Source organism: Romboutsia sedimentorum, from assembly GCF_030131845.1.
Taxonomy (GTDB): Bacteria; Bacillota; Clostridia; order Peptostreptococcales; family Peptostreptococcaceae; genus Romboutsia_D; species Romboutsia_D sedimentorum.
In genome coordinates, this window is the sequence record NZ_JASKYM010000008.1 from 65,206 (window position 1) to 83,111 (window position 17,906).

Here is a 17,906-nt window from a genome sequence, read left to right on the forward strand (position 1 = left end):
TGTGCTACTATTTAATATTTGTGTATTTTAGATATATAAAATTAATATATTTAAATACACTTATATTTTTTGATGCTGATTCTTATAATGTTTGGTAAATTAATAATTCCTATTCTACTTTTACTTACTATCCTTTTAATTCACCATAACATCTCTACTATTAAACTACTGTTCTACTATTCTACCTACTAAGATAATCTATATTATCTATACTACTTTCCTGTTAAAGTGAATTATATATAGATTTTCAACTTATGTCAACTATATAATTTATAAATCTGCTATTGATCTATGCCCAAGTCCAATTACTACTTCATTTAAATGAAGTAATCCTACACTAAGGAAAATACATACACTTACATGCTCTCCTTGTCTTGCAACTCCAATTTTCCCACCTACGCTAAGACCATTTGCTTTGTCTGCAACTTGCATTATTGCCTCTCTAGTAGCTCCTGCAATAGCGCCATCATGAACATGGCAATCTTTAATTATTCCCGTTCTTTTAGAAGCAACCAAAGCTCTCTCTATAATTTTTTGAATAGATGAATTTAAATTTCCACCAATATCTACTGCTACAGCTAAAACATTGTCCTTTTTAAATTCTTCTATAAGTCTTTCTTCTTCCTGTCTTGAAGATACAGCCATATTAATAGAAGCTTTTGCTATATCTACGCTATTCTTTTCTTTCATAAGTAAACCTCCCAAATAAGCTATTTATATAATGATTTTTTATATCTTAATAGTTCTATAAATCAAAATAAATTTTTATATTTTATAACTTATTATATCACTAAGCATATATTTTCAAATAAAAAAATATAATTATACTAGCTAATATTATATCCTTCAATAAACTTAACATAACTTTTCAAATGTATTTAAATTCCCTTAATGCTTTAGTCTTATGCATTTTATATAGCTAACACTACAAAGTTATATAGTTCTGAAAATATTAATATTGTAACCTTAAGCTTGTATAATTCTTCACCTAATTTATTTTGACTTTATATTATATACTTTCATAATTAACTATTCAAAAACTAGATTATTTAAATTTATAATTTTCTAAACTTATGTTGCGGTCTTCCTACCTTTCCATATTCTACAAGTTTTTCTAGGTGACCCTCTTTTTCCATATATTCTAAATACCTTCTAACTGTAACTCTAGCAACCTTTATTCTTTCTGACATTTCTTCAGATGTAAAGTATTCATTATTCATTTTTCCAATTTCATCCCATAAAGATTTATATGTATACTTATTGAACCCTTTTGCAAGTCCTTCATATTTTTGAGTTACTTCAGAATTTAATATTAATTTATCTAATTTACTTTGCTCAATTTCTTCGACTTTTTTAAACTCAGAATATCTTTCCTTAAATTGAATAAGAGAATCTTTAAATCTATCAAAATCAAAAGGCTTTATCAAATAATCTATAGCTCCATACCTAAAAGCTTCTTGAACTCTTTCTATAGTCTTATCTGCTGTAATTAATATTACATCAATACCAATTTCTTTATTTCTTAACCATTTTAAAAAATCAATCCCATTTTCATTTGGTAAGAATACATCTAATAATATTAAATCCGGCTTTTTACCTTTAATAAACTCTTTTGCCTCATTAAGGCTACCTACAGCCTTACACAAATTAAACCCATCCACTCTTTTTAAAAATCTAGAATTAATTTCTCTCACCATTGGATCATCTTCAATAATCATTACTTCAATCAAACTACTCACTCCTTAGCATAGGTATAGTAATATTCCAAATAACACCTTTATCTACCTTCAGTTCAATAGTTCCATTAGCATCATCTACTATTTCTTTTACAATAGACATACCATGTCCTCTATCACCGTCTTTAGTGGTAAAACCTTGCTCATAAATTTTATCTATATGCTCTTCTTTGATTCCAGGACCATTGTCCTTAACCTTTATTTTAAGATATTCATTTTGTTGTTCTATTTTTATATAAATTTGGCCTTCTCCATCATTACTAACTGCATCTAATGAATTTTCTATTAAATTACCTATTATAGAAACAATGTCTTCAGAAGTCATAAATTGAGGAAGATTATTAAAAATAGAATTTTCATCTATTTTGAATTTAACTCTATTTTCTTCAGCTTTATTGTATTTAGAAAACAGTATTGCAGATAAATATGAATCTTTTATATTTTTAGTTAAAGTACTGCTTATTTTGTTTCTACTTTTAGCTACATCTGATATAAACTGTATCGCTTCTTCATAGTCTTCAAGCTGTATTAATCCTGTTATAGTATGAAGCTTATTCATAAATTCATGATTTTGAGCTCTTAGAGACCACGCCATCTTTTTAACTCCAGTAAGCTCTTCAGCTAATTTAGTTAACTCTGTTTTATCTCTAAACGTAGCGATAGCTCCTACAATTTTATCTCTATCTTTTATAGGAATTCTATTTGTCATTATTACAGTATTATTTATTCTTTGTTCTTTTTCAAACTCACCTTCTCCGGTTTCTAATACAGTAAGTAATCGTGTATTAGGGAAGAAGTCTTCTACATTTTTTCCTATGATTTCATTTTTTTCAACTTTATTTCCATAATGTAATATATTTAGTGCTGAGTCATTTATAATTGTTATTTTTCCTTTATTATCAATAGCTACTAATCCTTCATAAATAGCATCTAGAATTCCCATTTTTTCATTATATAGTCTTGTTATTTCTTCTGGTTCAAGACCTAGTAAAATATTTTTTATATTTTTTGATAATATAAATGCACCTATAACTCCTACCGTAAGCGCACCTAATGAAGTTAAAATTATATATAATATCGCTATCTGCTTTGTTTCTCCAATACTCTGTAAGAGTGTTCCTACACAAACAAACCCTATTTCTTTTTTACTTTCTGTATCATAAATTGGAATAAAAGCTCTTAAAGATTTTCCAAGTGTACCTGTAGCCTCTGAAATATATGTATCCCCTTTTTTAACAACTCTACCTTCATCCCCTCCAACAAATTTTTTACCTATTTTGTGTGGATTTGGATGTGAATACCTAATACCATCATTGTCGACTACTATTATATACTCAATTTCACTTAATTTTTTAAGTTGTGTATCAACATATGGACTAATTTCTTTATTGAAATCTTTTTTATTAAGTGCATCTATAACTTGTCTAGAATTCGCAATTATTTCACCGACATTCATCACATTAGTTTTTGCCGTACTTTCAATATTTGTATTAATCCAAGATGCAACAAAAAAAGTTATTATAGATATAGATATAAACACTACTGCAATAATTAATATAGTAAGCTTAGTTTGTAATTTCATCTTTTTTTTCACATATGTCACCTCGTTTTTGCGTATAAGGAAATCATTATCCCTATCCTATTATATAGTACTCTGCTAATAATTGTCTTGTATTTTCGGAATAAACAACCATCTACTTTTGGAATTTCAAAATAAAATTTAATTAATATAACGTATAAAAATACCCTTTATTGATGTAGTTATGATTCTTTTTCGAGAAAAGTTATTAATCATAAGATCAAAGAAAGGGTATTTTTTATGTATCTATTTAGATTTAGTTTTATCAGGATGCTAATCCATCATTTATTTTTTTCATTTGTTTATTTTTAGCTAGTTTAAATACATAAGAAACAATGAATGGACAAACTATAGCAGATACTACGCATGCTGCTGCAACTTGTGCTGTTGCTACTGTTGCTATCGTAACAACTGTTGGATCTATAGCTGCAACCGCTGCTGGTGTTGCCACCGCATTTCCTGCTGTTGACCCTGTAGCCAACCCAATTATAGGTTCTTCTTTAAATAATTTAAGTAACATATAAGCTCCTATTCCAGTTAAAGAAGCTATTACTCCTAATAATATTCCAGGTCCACCTGCTGTTATGATAGTTTCTAAATTCATTCCTGTACCTAATGGGAATGAGAAAAATGGTATTAATAATAGCTTACTACTTCCAAGAAAAGCTCTCATATCTGAATCTAAGTTACCTAAAATCATTCCTATTACTATCGGAATCATTACTGCTACAAGCGACATAATAGGAATTTGAGCAAGCCCCGATGCTCCTAATGCAACTAATGTGAAAAATGGTCCATCTTTTAAAGATAATAAAGCATAAGCACCTACATCAGTTTCATCCCCATATTGTGAAGCAAGAGACGCATATAAACCACCATTACAATTTGTTAGTGCCGCAAGAATAGCTAATGGTGATAGTCCTAAAACTCCAGAAGGTCCAAAAATTTTACCTACAAGTATACCTATTCCAGCACCTACTATAAACTTACCTGTTATTAATATTGCACCCTTTTTTAATGCTTTTGGTGCTAATTTAAAGTTAATTTGTGAACCAATTAAAAACATAAAACAAGCTAAAATTGTTGATGATGCCTTTGGTCCAAATAATGCAGTTGTAAAACCACCAATTTTTAAAACTTCAGGGAAAAATGTGTTAACTAATACTCCTAAGAAAAGGGGAACAACCATCATTCCCCCTGGAATTCTATCTAGCGTTTTTTTAATTGGAATTTGCATATTGATTTCCTCCCATTATATATTTATATTCTTGCTACTCCACTTTCTCTTGCCGCTTTTTTTATAGCTTCAGCTACATTAGTTGCAACTGTTCTGTCTAACGCATATGGAATTACATTATTTTCATTTAAATCTTCATCTTTTATCATAGAAGCTATAGCATATGCTGCTGCTATTTTCATTTCTTCATTGATTTCTTTTGCTCTAACATCTAAAGCACCTCTAAATATACCTGGGAAAGCTAATACATTATTAACTTGATTTGGGAAATCTGAACGACCAGTTCCTATTACTCTTGCCCCTGCTTCTTTAGCTTCATCTGGCATAATTTCTGGAGTTGGATTTGCCATAGCAAAGAATATAGAATCCTTGTTCATAGACCTTACCATATCCTTTGATACAATACCTGGAGCAGATACCCCTATAAATACATCAGCTCCTACCAACGCATCAGATAACTTTCCTTTTATATTATCTGGATTTGTAATTTCAGCTAATTTCAACTTAGCATCGTCAACATTTTCTATTTCTCTATGAAGAATACCTACCTTATCACAAACAATTAAATTTTTTACTCCAGAAGATAATAATAAATTTGATATAGCTGTTCCTGCTGCACCAGCACCATTTACAACGACCTTAATATCTTCTATTTTCTTTTCAACTACCTTTAAAGCATTTATAATACCCGCTAAAACAACAATTGCTGTTCCATGTTGATCATCGTGGAATACTGGTATATCAAGTTCTTTCTTTAATCTTTCTTCAACCTCAAAACATCTAGGAGCACCTATATCTTCTATATTTATACCTCCAAATCCAGGAGCTATAAGCTTAACTGTTCTTACTATTTCATCTACGTCTTTTGTGTCTATACAAATAGGAAATGCATCTACATCTGCAAACTCTTTAAATAGTATTGATTTACCTTCCATAACTGGAAGCCCAGCTTTTGGTCCTATATCACCTAATCCAAGAACTGCTGAACCATCTGTTACTACTGCAACTAAATTACCTTTCGATGTATATTTGTATACGTTTTCCTCATCCTCGTAAATTTTTCTACAAGGCTCTGCAACTCCTGGTGTATATGCTAAACTTAAATCATCTCTTGTCTCAACTTTTATCTTGCTTACAATCTCAATTTTACCAACGTTCTCCTCATGTATTTTTAAACTTTCTTCGTAATAATTCATATATATCATCCTTCCTTTTTGTTGTTTATTTTTATGATTTAATAATATCAAGTATTTATATATATTAAAATATTTCGAAAGTTTAAAATAAGTTTTGGTTATAAAGAATATTTTGATATTATATTAACAGGTAATATTATAAAAAAAGCACACCTATAAATTATAAGTGTGCTGCTTAAAATAGAAATCAATTTATTTTCTTCATGTATATTTACAAAAACAAAAAACGTAGACTATGTCTACGCTCTAAATCAAAAAATTATTTAGAATTATTTCTTATATGTGCTGCTACTTTAACATCTTCCGTTTTTATATGTTTAATTATCCAACTAGCAACTTTACTGTTAATTTCTCCAACTAAAACAATGCTTGGACCATCTGATAAAAGTTTCTTATGTACACTTTCAACTGTATCTATAAAGTATTTATGGTATTCTTTATGATTCTTATAATCAGGATAGTTATATTTCATTTGTAAAACCTCTTCATGCCCAAAGTGAGTTTTTGTATAAGAAGACAAAAATTTTACTGTCCTTTCTAATTCAGCTCTACCCTTTCCCTTACTACAAGCTTCTAATAAATCATTAATTGCTTTTATCAGTTCCTTATGTTCTGTATCAATTTGTACGTTACCTGTTAGTAACTCATCAGACCATTTATATGCCATTTTTCTTCCCCACAATCTGTTAATATTTTTTGGTAAATATTAACAGATATTATACCATTATATCTTACTAAAGTCAATTTCCAAAATAACGTTCCTATTACTCTTAAAATTTATATTTCATATTGCTCTATTCATTCTTTAATAATGCTCTTTATTAAGAGTATACATATGTGACTTTGGGTAAACTAAAATTGAAATTTAATGACAAAGGAGCATATAACAATGAAGAAAGTTTTAAGAAATTTATTATCATTATTTTTATTGGCTTTGATTTTAGTACCATTTAAATCTCAAGCTTTAGAATGTACCTATTCTAAAGATATACCTTTTAACAAAGCGGCCTGTAATTTAAGAATGGTTCAGGGAAAACTTTGGATAGATCATGTTTCATGGACTAGAAGTTTTATTGTAAGTGATTTGTCTTCACTTGAAGATAAAGGTCCTGTATTAGAAAGACTTCTTAAAAATCAAGATGACATTGGAAATTCAATTAAACCTTATTATGGAGAAGAAGCTGGAAATAAACTTGCTGCTTTACTTAGAGAACATATAGAGCTTGCAGGGAAAGTTACTGATGCAGCTAAAAATGGAAATAAAGATGAGTTAGAAAAATATAATAAACTATGGTATGAAAATGCTGATAAAATAGCTAATTTTTTAAGTTCTGCTAATCCTAATTACTCAAATAAAACTCTAAAAGATATGCTATATATGCATTTACAATTTGTTACAGATCAAGTAGTTTATAGATTAAATAAAGATTGGAATGCAGATATTAAAGCATACGACAAAGGTGAAAATCATATGATTGAGTTTGCTGATATACTTAGTGATGGGATAATCAAACAATTCCCTCAAAAATTTAAATAGTTATCACTTATAATCTTATTTTAAAATTTACAACACAAAACCGTATCGCTTATTTGTGATACGGTTTTATATTATATCTATAAATAATATGTTTTTTGCTAACTTATTATCTGATAAAAATTTTTAAAACTACATAGCCCTAGCTGGAAATACTATATCTAAAATTCCTATAACCATAGCTGCTAATACTGCTCCTATAATAGATACTCTCATATTAGGAACTAAAAATTGTGCTAAGTATATTATTGCCACTGCAATTACAAATCCTTTTACACCTTTTCCAAAAGGAGATGCATCAACTCCCATAAATGATTCTACTAAATAATCTAATCCACATATTACAACAGCAGCTATCAAATATGACCATATTCCATAGATTGTAAATCCTGGAGTTACAAATGATGTTATTGTTAAAATAATTGCAACTAATATGAATCTTCCTATCCATCTTAATAAACTATTATCATTTTCCATAAAAACTACTCCTTTAATAAAATATTATTTTATTTATTTTGCACAAAGTTTTTGCTTACTATCTAATTGCTTTGTCATGACTAAATATCCATACTAAATAAAAGTATATACATTTATATCCTAGGATTATTTAATATAGTTATATATTGACCACTATATTAAATAATATTCTCTATAACCTTATTTATATAACATATAACAAAAAATCGTATCATTTACCATGATACGATTCATTATTTATCAATACAAATTAAGACTTTTTAAATCTAGTTGCATAACCACATTTTTTGCATAAATCCTCAACAGCTTTTCTTCTAGAAAATCCATCATATATATCAGTTGATCTTTTTACTTTTAATATATCCTTGAGAGATTTTTTAAATATATTTCCAAGAGATATATTCCCTTCACTATCTAAACAACAAGGCACTACAGTTCCATCAACTAAAACGCCCATTTGATTTCTAAGTCCATGACAAAAAACATCTTCACCAATACTTGCTATTTCAATATCTGGCCATTCAAATTTTTCTGCCATATTTAAATACACTTTATTCTTAAGCTTAAGCTTATTAACTTCCTGAAGCTTTTCGCCTAAAGAAAAATCTAAACCTAAATTTTCTTCTAACATCTTTAAAATATCACTATTTAATCCATTAGCTCCCTTTAGATCTTCGTTATCGATATTCCATAGTCTTATGGAACAAATTATATCTTTGTCTTCGCTAGCTTTGTTAACAAATTCAGTAACATTCTTTATATATTCTTCAAGTTCTAAAGTTTTTTCATTTGCTTCAAAGCTATGAAGTGATATATTAACTTGTCTTAATGCATCTGAATTAATTAATTTATCTGTATTTTTATTTAACAACGTTCCATTTGTAGTTAAATTAACCTTTAAATCATTATTAGCACTTTCTTTTAAGAAGTATTCTATATTTTCATTGAGTAATGGCTCTCCCATTAAGTGAAAATATATTTGATTAGTAAAAGGCTTAATTTCCTCTATTATATGATTAAACTCATCTTTATCCATGAACTTATATTTTCTTTTTGTTTTCGGACAAAAATCACAGCTCAAATTACATATATTTGTTATCTCTATATATACACTTTTAAATCTTTTCATTTTTAATTCCTACTTTCTGTCTTTATATTAAAGTTTTTGATAAAAACATTAATATACTCTGTTAACCTTAGTTGTCTGACTATTAGAAGCAAATAAAAAAGCACTCTATCCAGTAAAGATCAGTGCTTATTTTTTAAAATTAAATATAGTTTAATTAATCTCATAGCCCTAAAACAAAATGAATGTTATAAGGATGCTTAGTGTTGATGCACTAAGCGTTTTTATTTACATGATTATTATATCAGATTTCAATCTAAAATAGACAATCATTTCTGAACTTCAATTAATGCCACTTGTTTATTATATAATTCAATACGTTTTTTATGTTTTGAAAGTACCTATAAAAGAACAATTTTTTAAAAATTTCAGAAAATAATATTATTTTTTATTTAAGAAAATGTTGTATGCTTCTTTGAACTAAGAAATATGAAAAAATTTTTATTCAAGTGGTTATATATAATTTATTTTAATAAATATATTGATCTTGATACTAAATTTAAAAATAAAAAAATGGGATGCCTTATTCTTTAGGCAGCCCATCTATCAGTAAACATATTATTAAATAATCTTTTTCATATACCTATACTATCAATTAATTTGCTTTTTTCTTCTTTTTTAAGAATGAAAAATCTATAGTTATTGATATGATTCCAAATATAAGTAGGAATATAGGATAATGTAAATATTTTATTATTGCCACAGAAGAAACTCCTGCTATACCAACAGCAGTTAATATTTGTGCTCCATATGGTATCATTCCTTGCCAACATGATGCAAAAATATCTAACATACTAGCTATTTTTCTTGGATCAAGGTCATACTTCTCTCCAATATCTTTAGCTAAAGGACCAGCTGTTATTATTGTTATTGTATTATTAGCCGTACATAAATCTATTATACTAGCAAGTAAAGCTATACCAAACTTAGCACCAGTTGCGGTTTTTATCTTACTTGTTATAAAGTTTAATATAAATTCTATGCCACCGTTATGCTTTATTAATCCGATTACTCCTCCGACTACTAAAACTAAGATACATAATTCTTGCATTCCAGCCATACCTTCTGATACAGCGCCTATAAATCCCCATATATCTATAGTATTTGTAAAGATTCCTATTGCTCCTGCAAATAAAATTCCTCCTCCAAGAAGTACGAAAACATTCGCACCAGCTAAAGCTCCTACCAAAACAGCTACATAAGGTACAACTTTTATTATTTCAAAAGATCCTGCTTCAGCTGAAGTAGTTCCATATCCCGATGATATTACAGCTATTATTACAAGACTTATTAATGCTGCTGGTAATACTACAAAGAAGTTCATTTTTACTTTATCTTTCATTTGACATCCTTGTGTACTTGCTGCTGCTATAGTTGTATCAGATATCATAGATAAGTTATCCCCAACCATAGACCCTCCAACTATTATTGCTACTAATAATTCTAGCGGCATTCCAGTCTTTTCAGAAATACCTAGTGCTATAGGTGTTAATGCTGAAATTGTTCCAACAGATGTTCCCATAGATGTAGATATAAAACATACAACTAAGAATAGCCCTGGTACTAATAAATTTGGTGGTAAAACTGATAAGCTTAAGTTAACTGTAGAATCTACTCCACCCATTGCTTTAGCTACACTGCCGAAAGCTCCTGCTAATAAGAAAATTACAAGCATTATTAATATATTACTATCTCCAGCACTTTTACAGAATACTTCCATTTTAGTGTCTAGAGATTCTTTAGGATTAATCATAAAAGCTATTCCTGCCGCAATTACGAATGCTGTTAATGCAGGCATTTTATAAAAGTCTCCTGTTATGATACCACTTCCTAAAAATAATACTAAAAATACTAGTATAGGGCTTAATGCTAATAAACTACCTTTATTGTTTGATTTCTCTTTTGTCTTTGTCATATTTTCCATATTTCGTAATACCTTCCTAAACTCTTATTTAATATACAACTAAAGAGAAGATATTTCTAAATATCTTCTCTTTTAATTTTAATAGAATAATGATGCTTTTTTTATTTCCTTCGATACAATATTATTGTATTTTTATTTACCTGTCAACAATGCTTAAAACTCATTTTTTGTACAATACAAAAAAGCTATAGGAATTATAATTCCAATAGCTTTTTACAATAATTCAACTTAGTATATTTAATCTAAGTTCATATTTTATTAGGTTTTTTTGACTATCTATACCTGTTGTCCCATTGTACAGGTGTAATCGCCTTACAACTATATACTTGTTTAAATTGTTCTACTACATTTCCTGTATTTTCTTCTATATTTCTCATACTAAAAAATATACTTCCTTCAACCTCATCGTAAGTTCTATTTATAGTTATCTCTTGTGCTATCTCTTTTGCTATATCTACATTACCTATATTGTGACCTATATATAACCTAACACCTGTACCTTTTACTAAATCTGACCACCACTTTACTAAGCTTTCATAAGGACTATTTTTATTTTCTATAGCCCAATAAATTTGAGGAGCTATATAGTCTACAATACCTTCTTCTACCCAAGTTACAGTGTCCATATATACATCATAATAACTCTCTAGGTTTTTACTCTCTGATCCCTTTATATCACTACTTTTATTTTTCCACACACCAAAAGGGCTTACACCAAATTGAACAGATGGTCTTGTTGATTTTATGACGTGATATACTAATCTAATCATTTGAGTTACAGCTTCACGTCTATTATTTGCAATTTCCCCTTCTCTATCTTCTCCTTCTGGTAGAGGATAATTATATGGATAGAAATAATCATCAAAATGAATTCCATCTACACAATAATTTTTAATTATTTCATAGACTGTAACTGCAATATATTTTATAACTTCTGGATTTTCTGGATTATAAAATAATGCATTTTCAAAAGATAGCACCCAGTCTGGTCTTGATTTTGCTATATTATTTTCTGCTAATTTATCTAAATCAGTTCCTTGTGCAGTTACTCTATATGGATTTATCCAAGCATGAAATTCCATATTTCTTTTGTGAGATTCTTCGATCATAAATTTTAGCGGATCGTATCCTGGGTTAATTCCTTGTTTACCTGTAAGGTATTCTGACCATGGATTTATAGATGATTTATATAATGCATCTGATACTGGTCTTATTTGAACAAATACAGCATTGAAATTTAATGATTTTAAAGTTTCTAATATCTCTATGAATTCTTTCATTTGTGCTTTAGGATTATTTTGCTCTTTAGGCCAGTCAATACTGTATACAGTTGCTATCCATACTCCCCTAAGTTCTACTTGTTTACAATCATTTCTCATATCCTCACACTCCTATAAAATAGTATGATTATTTATTGCAAAGTGATAATAATACTTAGAGTTTTTAATGTTTATAATATATAAATTTAATGTACATTCTAATTATTGCTTTATTATATATACTAAATATTCAACTATTTATTAGATATTCCTTCCTAATAATGAAACGGCGGAGCGACATAAGGATAAGATAATAATGATAATGCAAGCAAGGTAGCAAGTGGGAAAGATCTACGTCTAAATCTTCTATGTCTTCTAGGACGCCCATATTGTCGTTGATCAGATTGATTTTCACATTCTTGTTCTATTACATCCTCTCCAACTAATACGATAACACAATCTCTATCTACACCTTCAATAATTCCATCGAATGTGCTTCCATCTTTCATTGTGAAAATAGCATGATAGGTCAAAAACCTTTCACATTTATCCTGTATTTTCTGTATATCTCTATTGTAATTATTTCTTTCTGACGCCATTTTTTAACCAACTCCTCTCTAGTATTATGATATTCATTTCTAAGAAGAGCGACACTATTCTAATAGATAAATATTTATATAAAATTCTACAAATAATTTAGATTTCAAATTCATTATGCATCACCTTCTTCAGCTAGCTTAATGCTTTCTGAGTATTCATGAACATGTCTCAATTATTAATTACATTTATCCCATTACAAATATATTTTATAACATCTAAATTTCTATCTAAACCTAAGTATACATTTTCTAATTGTGTCTATTTCTTTACATCAACTTGACTTTTGTCTATAAAATCAAAAAGGATGAATTACCTATATTTTCAAGTAATCCATCCTTCATTATATATGTTATTAAATTACTAGTTATCCTAATATCTGTATTTCTATATTTTGTCTCCCAAAACTATTGCACTCTGCTTCACTATTCATAAATATATCTATTTTATTACCTTTTATAGCTCCTCCACAGTCTTCTGCTATAAATACTCTATCAAACTTAGGTATATATACTTTAGTTCCGTATGGAATTACTGAAGGATCTACCGCTATAGTTCCCCATTTAGGAGTAGTTCCTGTAGCTGTTATAGTATGTCCTGAATATGCACTTGCATTTACAGTCATTGAACGTCCATTATTATTGTTAGAAGTTATAGTTTCATCTTCTTTAGTATTATTATTTTGAGGAGTACTTTGTACTTCTTTATTGTTATTTTCATCGTTATTTGATTCTACTTTATTATTATTTTGACTAGTAGCTTTTTTAGCAACTGAAGCTTCTTTTTCTAATTGTTTAGCTTGAGTTTCTGTTAATATATACTCTTCACTTACCCAACCGATTTTTTTATCTTCAGATGTGATTTTGAACCAATTATCTTTTACTTCTAATATTTCAACATCAGTTCCTTTACTTAAAGAATCTATTTTTTCTTCTTCTATAGATTCTCCTTTTCTTACATTTAATTTATTAGCAGTTACTTTACCTTTTTCATTACTAGTATAGTCTGCATGTATCCATCCTTCATTTTCTGCAACTTTAATTTTGTTCCATCCATTGTTTTTTTCTAATATTTCAACAACAGTCCCTTTATTTAAAGACTCTATTTTAGATTCTTCTATAGATGGTCCTTTTCTTACATTTAATGTTTCTGCTCTTACTACTTCTCTTTCTGCTGCATATATATTATGTGTTGAAGTATATAATCCTCCAGCTACTAAACCTATCGTTAGTATTAATGATTTTTTTATATTTTTATTTATCCTCATAAAGTACCTCCATTTAATTAATAAAATTTATATATGATTAACTATCTCGTTATAAAATTCATGCTTTCAAATTTTGTTACCGTTTTGTAACTTGTTTCTAAGTTTAATATATTTTTACCCCTTTGTAAACACCTAAGGCCTAAAAAGTGACAAAATAGTTACAAAAAATACAAATAACAACTAATTATAATAACTTTTATTCGTTATAATTCTAGGGGTTGACCTACATTTTTTGAATTTTATTATTTTCATGAAAAAATTTTATATTTTTTTACTTTAAATACAAAAATCCGTATCACTTACTTGTGATACGGCTCTAAAAACCTTTATTTTTTACGGCAATTATATTGTAAACCAATTTTTACTCAAACAATCCTTTAATATTTTAAAGTTATCCTCACCTATAGATTTTACAACATCGGCTTCTAACTTTTCTTTTAAAATTAATGTCTCTCTACAAAATCGCAGCCCTTTTTCAGTTAATGCAAGTATTTTATCCCTAGAATTTATATCTTGATTTTCTATTATAATATATTCTCTCTCAATTAAGCCTTTTGCACATTTATGAGCACCTTGACGTGATATTCCTATTATCCTCCCAATCTGCGCAACCGTTAATTCATTTTTTTCAATTAGTGCAAGCATATATGATTCTGTATCACTAACTCTTTCTTCTCCCATTTCAACCCAAATTTCTATAACCATTTTTCTAAGCTTTGCGTGTTTTTCACTTATTAAATCTATTATATTTAAACTTTTAAACTCTGTATTCATATTAAAACTCCTTTATTTTAATTAAATCTCTCTATCTCTATTATTATATATAATTTTTCAAATAAATAATATAATTTCAGTAAACTTAGTTGACATCATTGTTGTAAAAATGCTATCATACATTAGTCAACTAAGTTGACAATATGACAAGAGAGAGGTAATTAATTTGTTTAAAAATAAAAAACAGCATTTTATATTTATATTAATGATATGCACAACAATGGTATTTATTATGAGTTGCTATAATGTAGCCATGATTGAAGGATTTACATTATCTATATTTAGACATGCATTAATGGGATTCCCACTAGCTTTTATATATGCATTAATAGGAGATATTTTTATAGTTGGTAAGATTGTAAAAATTATTACAAGTAAAATATTAAAGCCAAATGATAGTATGGCAAAAGTAGGACTGTGCATGTCATTTTTTACAGGATGTGGGATGGTTATTTGGATGTCCTTATTTGGAGTGCTCACTAATATAGGATTTTCTTCTAATTTTATTTCTGCTTATGGTATTGCTATAATTACAAACTTTATTTTTGCAATTCCTTTGAATTTATTAATTGTATCTCCTTTGATGAGGTTTTTATTCTTCAAAATGTTTCCACCCTTTACAAATATTAATAATCAAGGAAATGCTGTATAACAATGAACCGTATCACTTACTTATGATACGGTTCTTCGTTACACCTCCAAAGGAGGTCGTTTTACTCTATTATTTCTAAAATCTTACTACTTTCATCTATTGTAACATTTACTCAATCATACCAAATCATTAGTATTTCAAGAGAATTTAGTGTTTTTTCTACTGTTTTAATTACTTTTATATGTATTTTTATGATTATTTATTTAACTTCTTGAAAATACTTTACCGTTCCTACTACTATCCTTTGATGTTGTTGCACCTTTTGTTTCCATATATATACCTTTTTCCATTATATTATACCTAGATGCTACACAATCCAAAACATTATTCTCTGTTATAATCAAGCTTTCTATTGTTATTTATATATATAGCTAAGACTTTCCTTCAAATTTATATAATATTTTTAGATAAATCTTTATACGTTCTAATTATATGAAATCTACATTTTTGATAAATGCCTGATTAACATAAAAGAAGGCAGTATTTTTTATTCTATTAGAACTTATATATTAAAACATCACCATTACCCCTTAAATGAATAATATAGTAAATAGTAAGAAGTAAAAATTTATATGTACCCTGGGCCATAGATATAAGCGATGAAGGAAATATATATTTTACTGAGCGTTCTGGTACTATTCGAGTTATTAAAGATGGTAAGCTTAATCCACAACCTCTCATCACATTTCGTGCACCATTTATAAGTCAGGGTGAAGGTGGTTTAATGGGAATTGCCCTAGACCCAAATTTTTCACAAAACAACTATATATATGTTATGCATTCATATGCTGAAAATAACCAAATTTATAACCGTGTTGTTAGATTAATAAAAAGAGATAATGTAGCATTTATTGACCAAACTCTCCTTGATAAAATATCTGGAGGACAAATTCACAATGGAGGAAGAATAAAGATAGGTTCAGATAATAAATTATATATAGCAACAGGAGATGCCGGAAATTCTGCATTGTCTCAAGACCTCACAAGTACAGGCGGTAAAATACTACGAATAGAATTAGATGGTAAAATTCCTAAAGATAATCCATTTATTAATTCACCTATTTATAGCTTAGGTCATCGGAACCCCCAAGGCTTAGCATGGAACTCAAAAAATATATTATATGCATCAGAGCATGGACAATCAGCACATGATGAAATAAATATAATACAACCAGGTGCTAATTATGGTTGGCCTCTAGTTCAAGGAGATGAAGAATCCACACAAATCACAGTACAAAAACCTTTGATACATAGTGAAGAAGATACATGGGCACCATCTGGTATTGCCTTTGTAAATCAAGGACTATGGCAAGGAAAATTACTCGTGGCTAATTTACGTGGACAGCAACTACTATCTATCTCATTGAATGGAAAAGGAACATCCGTGAAAGATGTAGAACCATGGCTAAAGGATGAGTATGGTCGTTTACGTGAAGTTATTCAAAGCAAAGATGGATCCATTTACCTAGCAACAAGTAATAGGGATAGTAATGGAAATCCTGATATAACTGATGATAAAATTATCCGTCTTATTCCAAAATAAACTAAGAACTATCTTCATAGGGTACTACTGATTTAAATATATATAACTAAAAAATAGGTGTTTGAAATAGCACCTATTTTCCATCTATATTGATTTTTATTTTAAAATAATTAGTTTCAACTTTCATTTCTTATATCTTCTTTTCTTATACATTCTAATACATATCCTATTGCCATTCCAATCATAAAACCACCTAGCATTAAATTAGTAGATAGTTCATCCTCTTCATAATCTTAACTTAAGTTATATTTATTTTTTGATAAATTCATAATCGTTGGATATTTGCATTTTATTAATAGATGGTTGCTTCACTAATATTATCTTAAAGGTTCATAAGGTTAAATATTAATTCTATAGTTTAAAAGCCGTATCACTTACTTGTGATACGGTTCTCCGTTAAACATCCAACTAAAGGTATACATTTACCTAAGTTGATTACGCCTTTTTCTCTAAATTTAGTTAATAATCTAAATCCTACTTTTTGATTAATATTCTTAATTACTTCATTGGGTATCTTTTTTACTAAATATTTTGCCATGCTTGTACCTATTTTTATTCCACTTTACTTTAAAATATCTTCAGCATTTTTTCCTGCTAAAGATACATATACAAGTATCATTACTTGGTCATCCTTTAAAGCATAATCCCAATTTTTTTAATCTATCATATAGCTCATTAGCTGATGTACCAACATATAATAGCAACAGTGATGTAAAATCTAATTCACTAAATACGTTATAATTCATCTATAGAATCTCCTAACATAAAAATTAATTAAGTTGACTTCGTTAAAATTTTATTGTAATATATGGAATATATCTCATCAATTTGACTAATATTACTTTTACTATTAAATATACACAATTAGTAAAAAATCTAATAATAATTGTAATAAACTATCTATCTTTAACCATTCGTATAACAGCATAAATATAACAAACAGACAAAAGGAAAAGAAAATGGCAACAACTTTATTTATAAAAGCAAACAATGACCAGCAAACCA

At 28.2% G+C, this 17,906-nt stretch carries 17 protein-coding genes; 3 read left to right on the top strand and 14 right to left on the bottom strand.

Annotated features, from left to right (window positions below):
• Positions 1-270 precede the first annotated feature (270 nt).
• The 6 genes from QOZ84_RS13130 to QOZ84_RS13155 all read right to left on the bottom strand — a co-directional run bounded on the left by QOZ84_RS13130 (position 271) and on the right by QOZ84_RS13155 (position 6,415).
• On the bottom strand, positions 271-690 hold the full coding sequence (locus tag QOZ84_RS13130; protein WP_284133408.1) for a HutP family protein: 420 nt from the start codon (positions 688-690) through the stop codon (positions 271-273).
• Between the two features lie 365 nt (positions 691-1,055).
• Entirely contained in the window at positions 1,056-1,730 is a 675-nt protein-coding gene (locus tag QOZ84_RS13135; RefSeq protein ID WP_284133409.1) for a response regulator, read from the bottom strand.
• 1 nt (position 1,731) lies between these two features.
• On the bottom strand, positions 1,732-3,330 hold the full coding sequence (locus QOZ84_RS13140; protein ID WP_284133410.1) for an ATP-binding protein: 1,599 nt from the start codon (positions 3,328-3,330) through the stop codon (positions 1,732-1,734).
• 250 nt (positions 3,331-3,580) lie between these two features.
• On the bottom strand, positions 3,581-4,552 hold the full coding sequence (locus tag QOZ84_RS13145; protein ID WP_284133411.1) for a 2-keto-3-deoxygluconate permease: 972 nt from the start codon (positions 4,550-4,552) through the stop codon (positions 3,581-3,583).
• Positions 4,553-4,575: 23 nt separating this feature from the next.
• Positions 4,576-5,748: an NAD(P)-dependent malic enzyme gene (locus QOZ84_RS13150; RefSeq protein WP_284133412.1), complete on the bottom strand. Its 1,173-nt coding sequence runs from the start codon at positions 5,746-5,748 to the stop codon at positions 4,576-4,578.
• A gap of 259 nt (positions 5,749-6,007) precedes the next feature.
• Positions 6,008-6,415 (bottom strand): bacteriohemerythrin, encoded by a 408-nt coding sequence (locus QOZ84_RS13155; protein WP_284133413.1) that lies wholly within the window; start codon positions 6,413-6,415, stop codon positions 6,008-6,010.
• Between the two features lie 222 nt (positions 6,416-6,637).
• Here QOZ84_RS13155 and QOZ84_RS13160 point away from each other — a divergent pair, with 222 nt between their 5' ends.
• Positions 6,638-7,285, top strand: coding sequence for a glycosyltransferase (locus tag QOZ84_RS13160; RefSeq protein WP_284133414.1), 648 nt, complete (start codon positions 6,638-6,640; stop codon positions 7,283-7,285).
• Between the two features lie 129 nt (positions 7,286-7,414).
• Here the strand turns inward: QOZ84_RS13160 and QOZ84_RS13165 are convergent, their stop codons facing one another.
• The 7 genes from QOZ84_RS13165 to QOZ84_RS13195 all read right to left on the bottom strand — a co-directional run bounded on the left by QOZ84_RS13165 (position 7,415) and on the right by QOZ84_RS13195 (position 14,706).
• The gene (locus QOZ84_RS13165) at positions 7,415-7,759 is read right to left on the bottom strand and encodes a phage holin family protein (RefSeq protein ID WP_284133415.1); all 345 of its coding nucleotides are present in this window, start codon (positions 7,757-7,759) and stop codon (positions 7,415-7,417) included.
• A 250-nt stretch (positions 7,760-8,009) separates the two neighbouring features.
• Entirely contained in the window at positions 8,010-8,888 is an 879-nt protein-coding gene (locus tag QOZ84_RS13170; RefSeq protein ID WP_284133416.1) for a radical SAM/SPASM domain-containing protein, read from the bottom strand.
• 592 nt (positions 8,889-9,480) lie between these two features.
• Entirely contained in the window at positions 9,481-10,809 is a 1,329-nt protein-coding gene (locus tag QOZ84_RS13175) for a Na+/H+ antiporter NhaC family protein (RefSeq protein ID WP_284133417.1), read from the bottom strand.
• A 272-nt stretch (positions 10,810-11,081) separates the two neighbouring features.
• Positions 11,082-12,188: a glycoside hydrolase family 10-like protein gene (locus tag QOZ84_RS13180; RefSeq protein ID WP_284133418.1), complete on the bottom strand. Its 1,107-nt coding sequence runs from the start codon at positions 12,186-12,188 to the stop codon at positions 11,082-11,084.
• A 155-nt stretch (positions 12,189-12,343) separates the two neighbouring features.
• Entirely contained in the window at positions 12,344-12,601 is a 258-nt protein-coding gene (locus QOZ84_RS13185) for a hypothetical protein (RefSeq protein ID WP_331496585.1), read from the bottom strand.
• A 431-nt stretch (positions 12,602-13,032) separates the two neighbouring features.
• Positions 13,033-13,932, bottom strand: a complete 900-nt coding sequence (locus tag QOZ84_RS13190) for an SH3 domain-containing protein (protein ID WP_284133420.1) — start codon at positions 13,930-13,932, stop codon at positions 13,033-13,035.
• A gap of 342 nt (positions 13,933-14,274) precedes the next feature.
• On the bottom strand, positions 14,275-14,706 hold the full coding sequence (locus QOZ84_RS13195; RefSeq protein WP_284133421.1) for a MarR family transcriptional regulator: 432 nt from the start codon (positions 14,704-14,706) through the stop codon (positions 14,275-14,277).
• A gap of 166 nt (positions 14,707-14,872) precedes the next feature.
• On the opposite strand from QOZ84_RS13195, the gene QOZ84_RS13200 reads away from it, so the two are divergent.
• Together QOZ84_RS13200 and QOZ84_RS13205 are read left to right on the top strand one after the other, a co-directional pair.
• Positions 14,873-15,358 carry a DUF2798 domain-containing protein gene (locus QOZ84_RS13200; protein WP_284133422.1) on the top strand — a complete coding sequence of 162 codons (486 nt, stop codon included), beginning with the start codon at positions 14,873-14,875 and terminating at the stop codon, positions 15,356-15,358.
• A gap of 586 nt (positions 15,359-15,944) precedes the next feature.
• Positions 15,945-16,901 carry a PQQ-dependent sugar dehydrogenase gene (locus QOZ84_RS13205; RefSeq protein ID WP_331496590.1) on the top strand — a complete coding sequence of 319 codons (957 nt, stop codon included), beginning with the start codon at positions 15,945-15,947 and terminating at the stop codon, positions 16,899-16,901.
• A gap of 370 nt (positions 16,902-17,271) precedes the next feature.
• Here the strand turns inward: QOZ84_RS13205 and QOZ84_RS13210 are convergent, their stop codons facing one another.
• Positions 17,272-17,439: a hypothetical protein gene (locus QOZ84_RS13210; RefSeq protein ID WP_284133423.1), complete on the bottom strand. Its 168-nt coding sequence runs from the start codon at positions 17,437-17,439 to the stop codon at positions 17,272-17,274.
• Positions 17,440-17,906: the final 467 nt, after the last annotated feature.

Bases quoted from the DNA above. Each gene is read 5' to 3' on its own strand.
- QOZ84_RS13210 (WP_284133423.1), bottom strand. From the start codon at position 17,439: ATGGCAAAATATTTAGTAAAAAAGATACCCAATGAAGTAATTAAGAAT.
- QOZ84_RS13160 (WP_284133414.1), top strand. From the start codon at position 6,638: ATGAAGAAAGTTTTAAGAAATTTATTATCATTATTTTTATTGGCTTTG.
- QOZ84_RS13155 (WP_284133413.1), bottom strand. From the start codon at position 6,415: ATGGCATATAAATGGTCTGATGAGTTACTAACAGGTAACGTACAAATT.
- QOZ84_RS13195 (WP_284133421.1), bottom strand. From the start codon at position 14,706: ATGAATACAGAGTTTAAAAGTTTAAATATAATAGATTTAATAAGTGAA.
- QOZ84_RS13150 (WP_284133412.1), bottom strand. From the start codon at position 5,748: ATGAATTATTACGAAGAAAGTTTAAAAATACATGAGGAGAACGTTGGT.
- QOZ84_RS13170 (WP_284133416.1), bottom strand. From the start codon at position 8,888: ATGAAAAGATTTAAAAGTGTATATATAGAGATAACAAATATATGTAAT.
- QOZ84_RS13180 (WP_284133418.1), bottom strand. From the start codon at position 12,188: ATGAGAAATGATTGTAAACAAGTAGAACTTAGGGGAGTATGGATAGCA.
- QOZ84_RS13145 (WP_284133411.1), bottom strand. From the start codon at position 4,552: ATGCAAATTCCAATTAAAAAAACGCTAGATAGAATTCCAGGGGGAATG.
- QOZ84_RS13165 (WP_284133415.1), bottom strand. From the start codon at position 7,759: ATGGAAAATGATAATAGTTTATTAAGATGGATAGGAAGATTCATATTA.
- QOZ84_RS13175 (WP_284133417.1), bottom strand. From the start codon at position 10,809: ATGGAAAATATGACAAAGACAAAAGAGAAATCAAACAATAAAGGTAGT.
- QOZ84_RS13130 (WP_284133408.1), bottom strand. From the start codon at position 690: ATGAAAGAAAAGAATAGCGTAGATATAGCAAAAGCTTCTATTAATATG.
- QOZ84_RS13190 (WP_284133420.1), bottom strand. From the start codon at position 13,932: ATGAGGATAAATAAAAATATAAAAAAATCATTAATACTAACGATAGGT.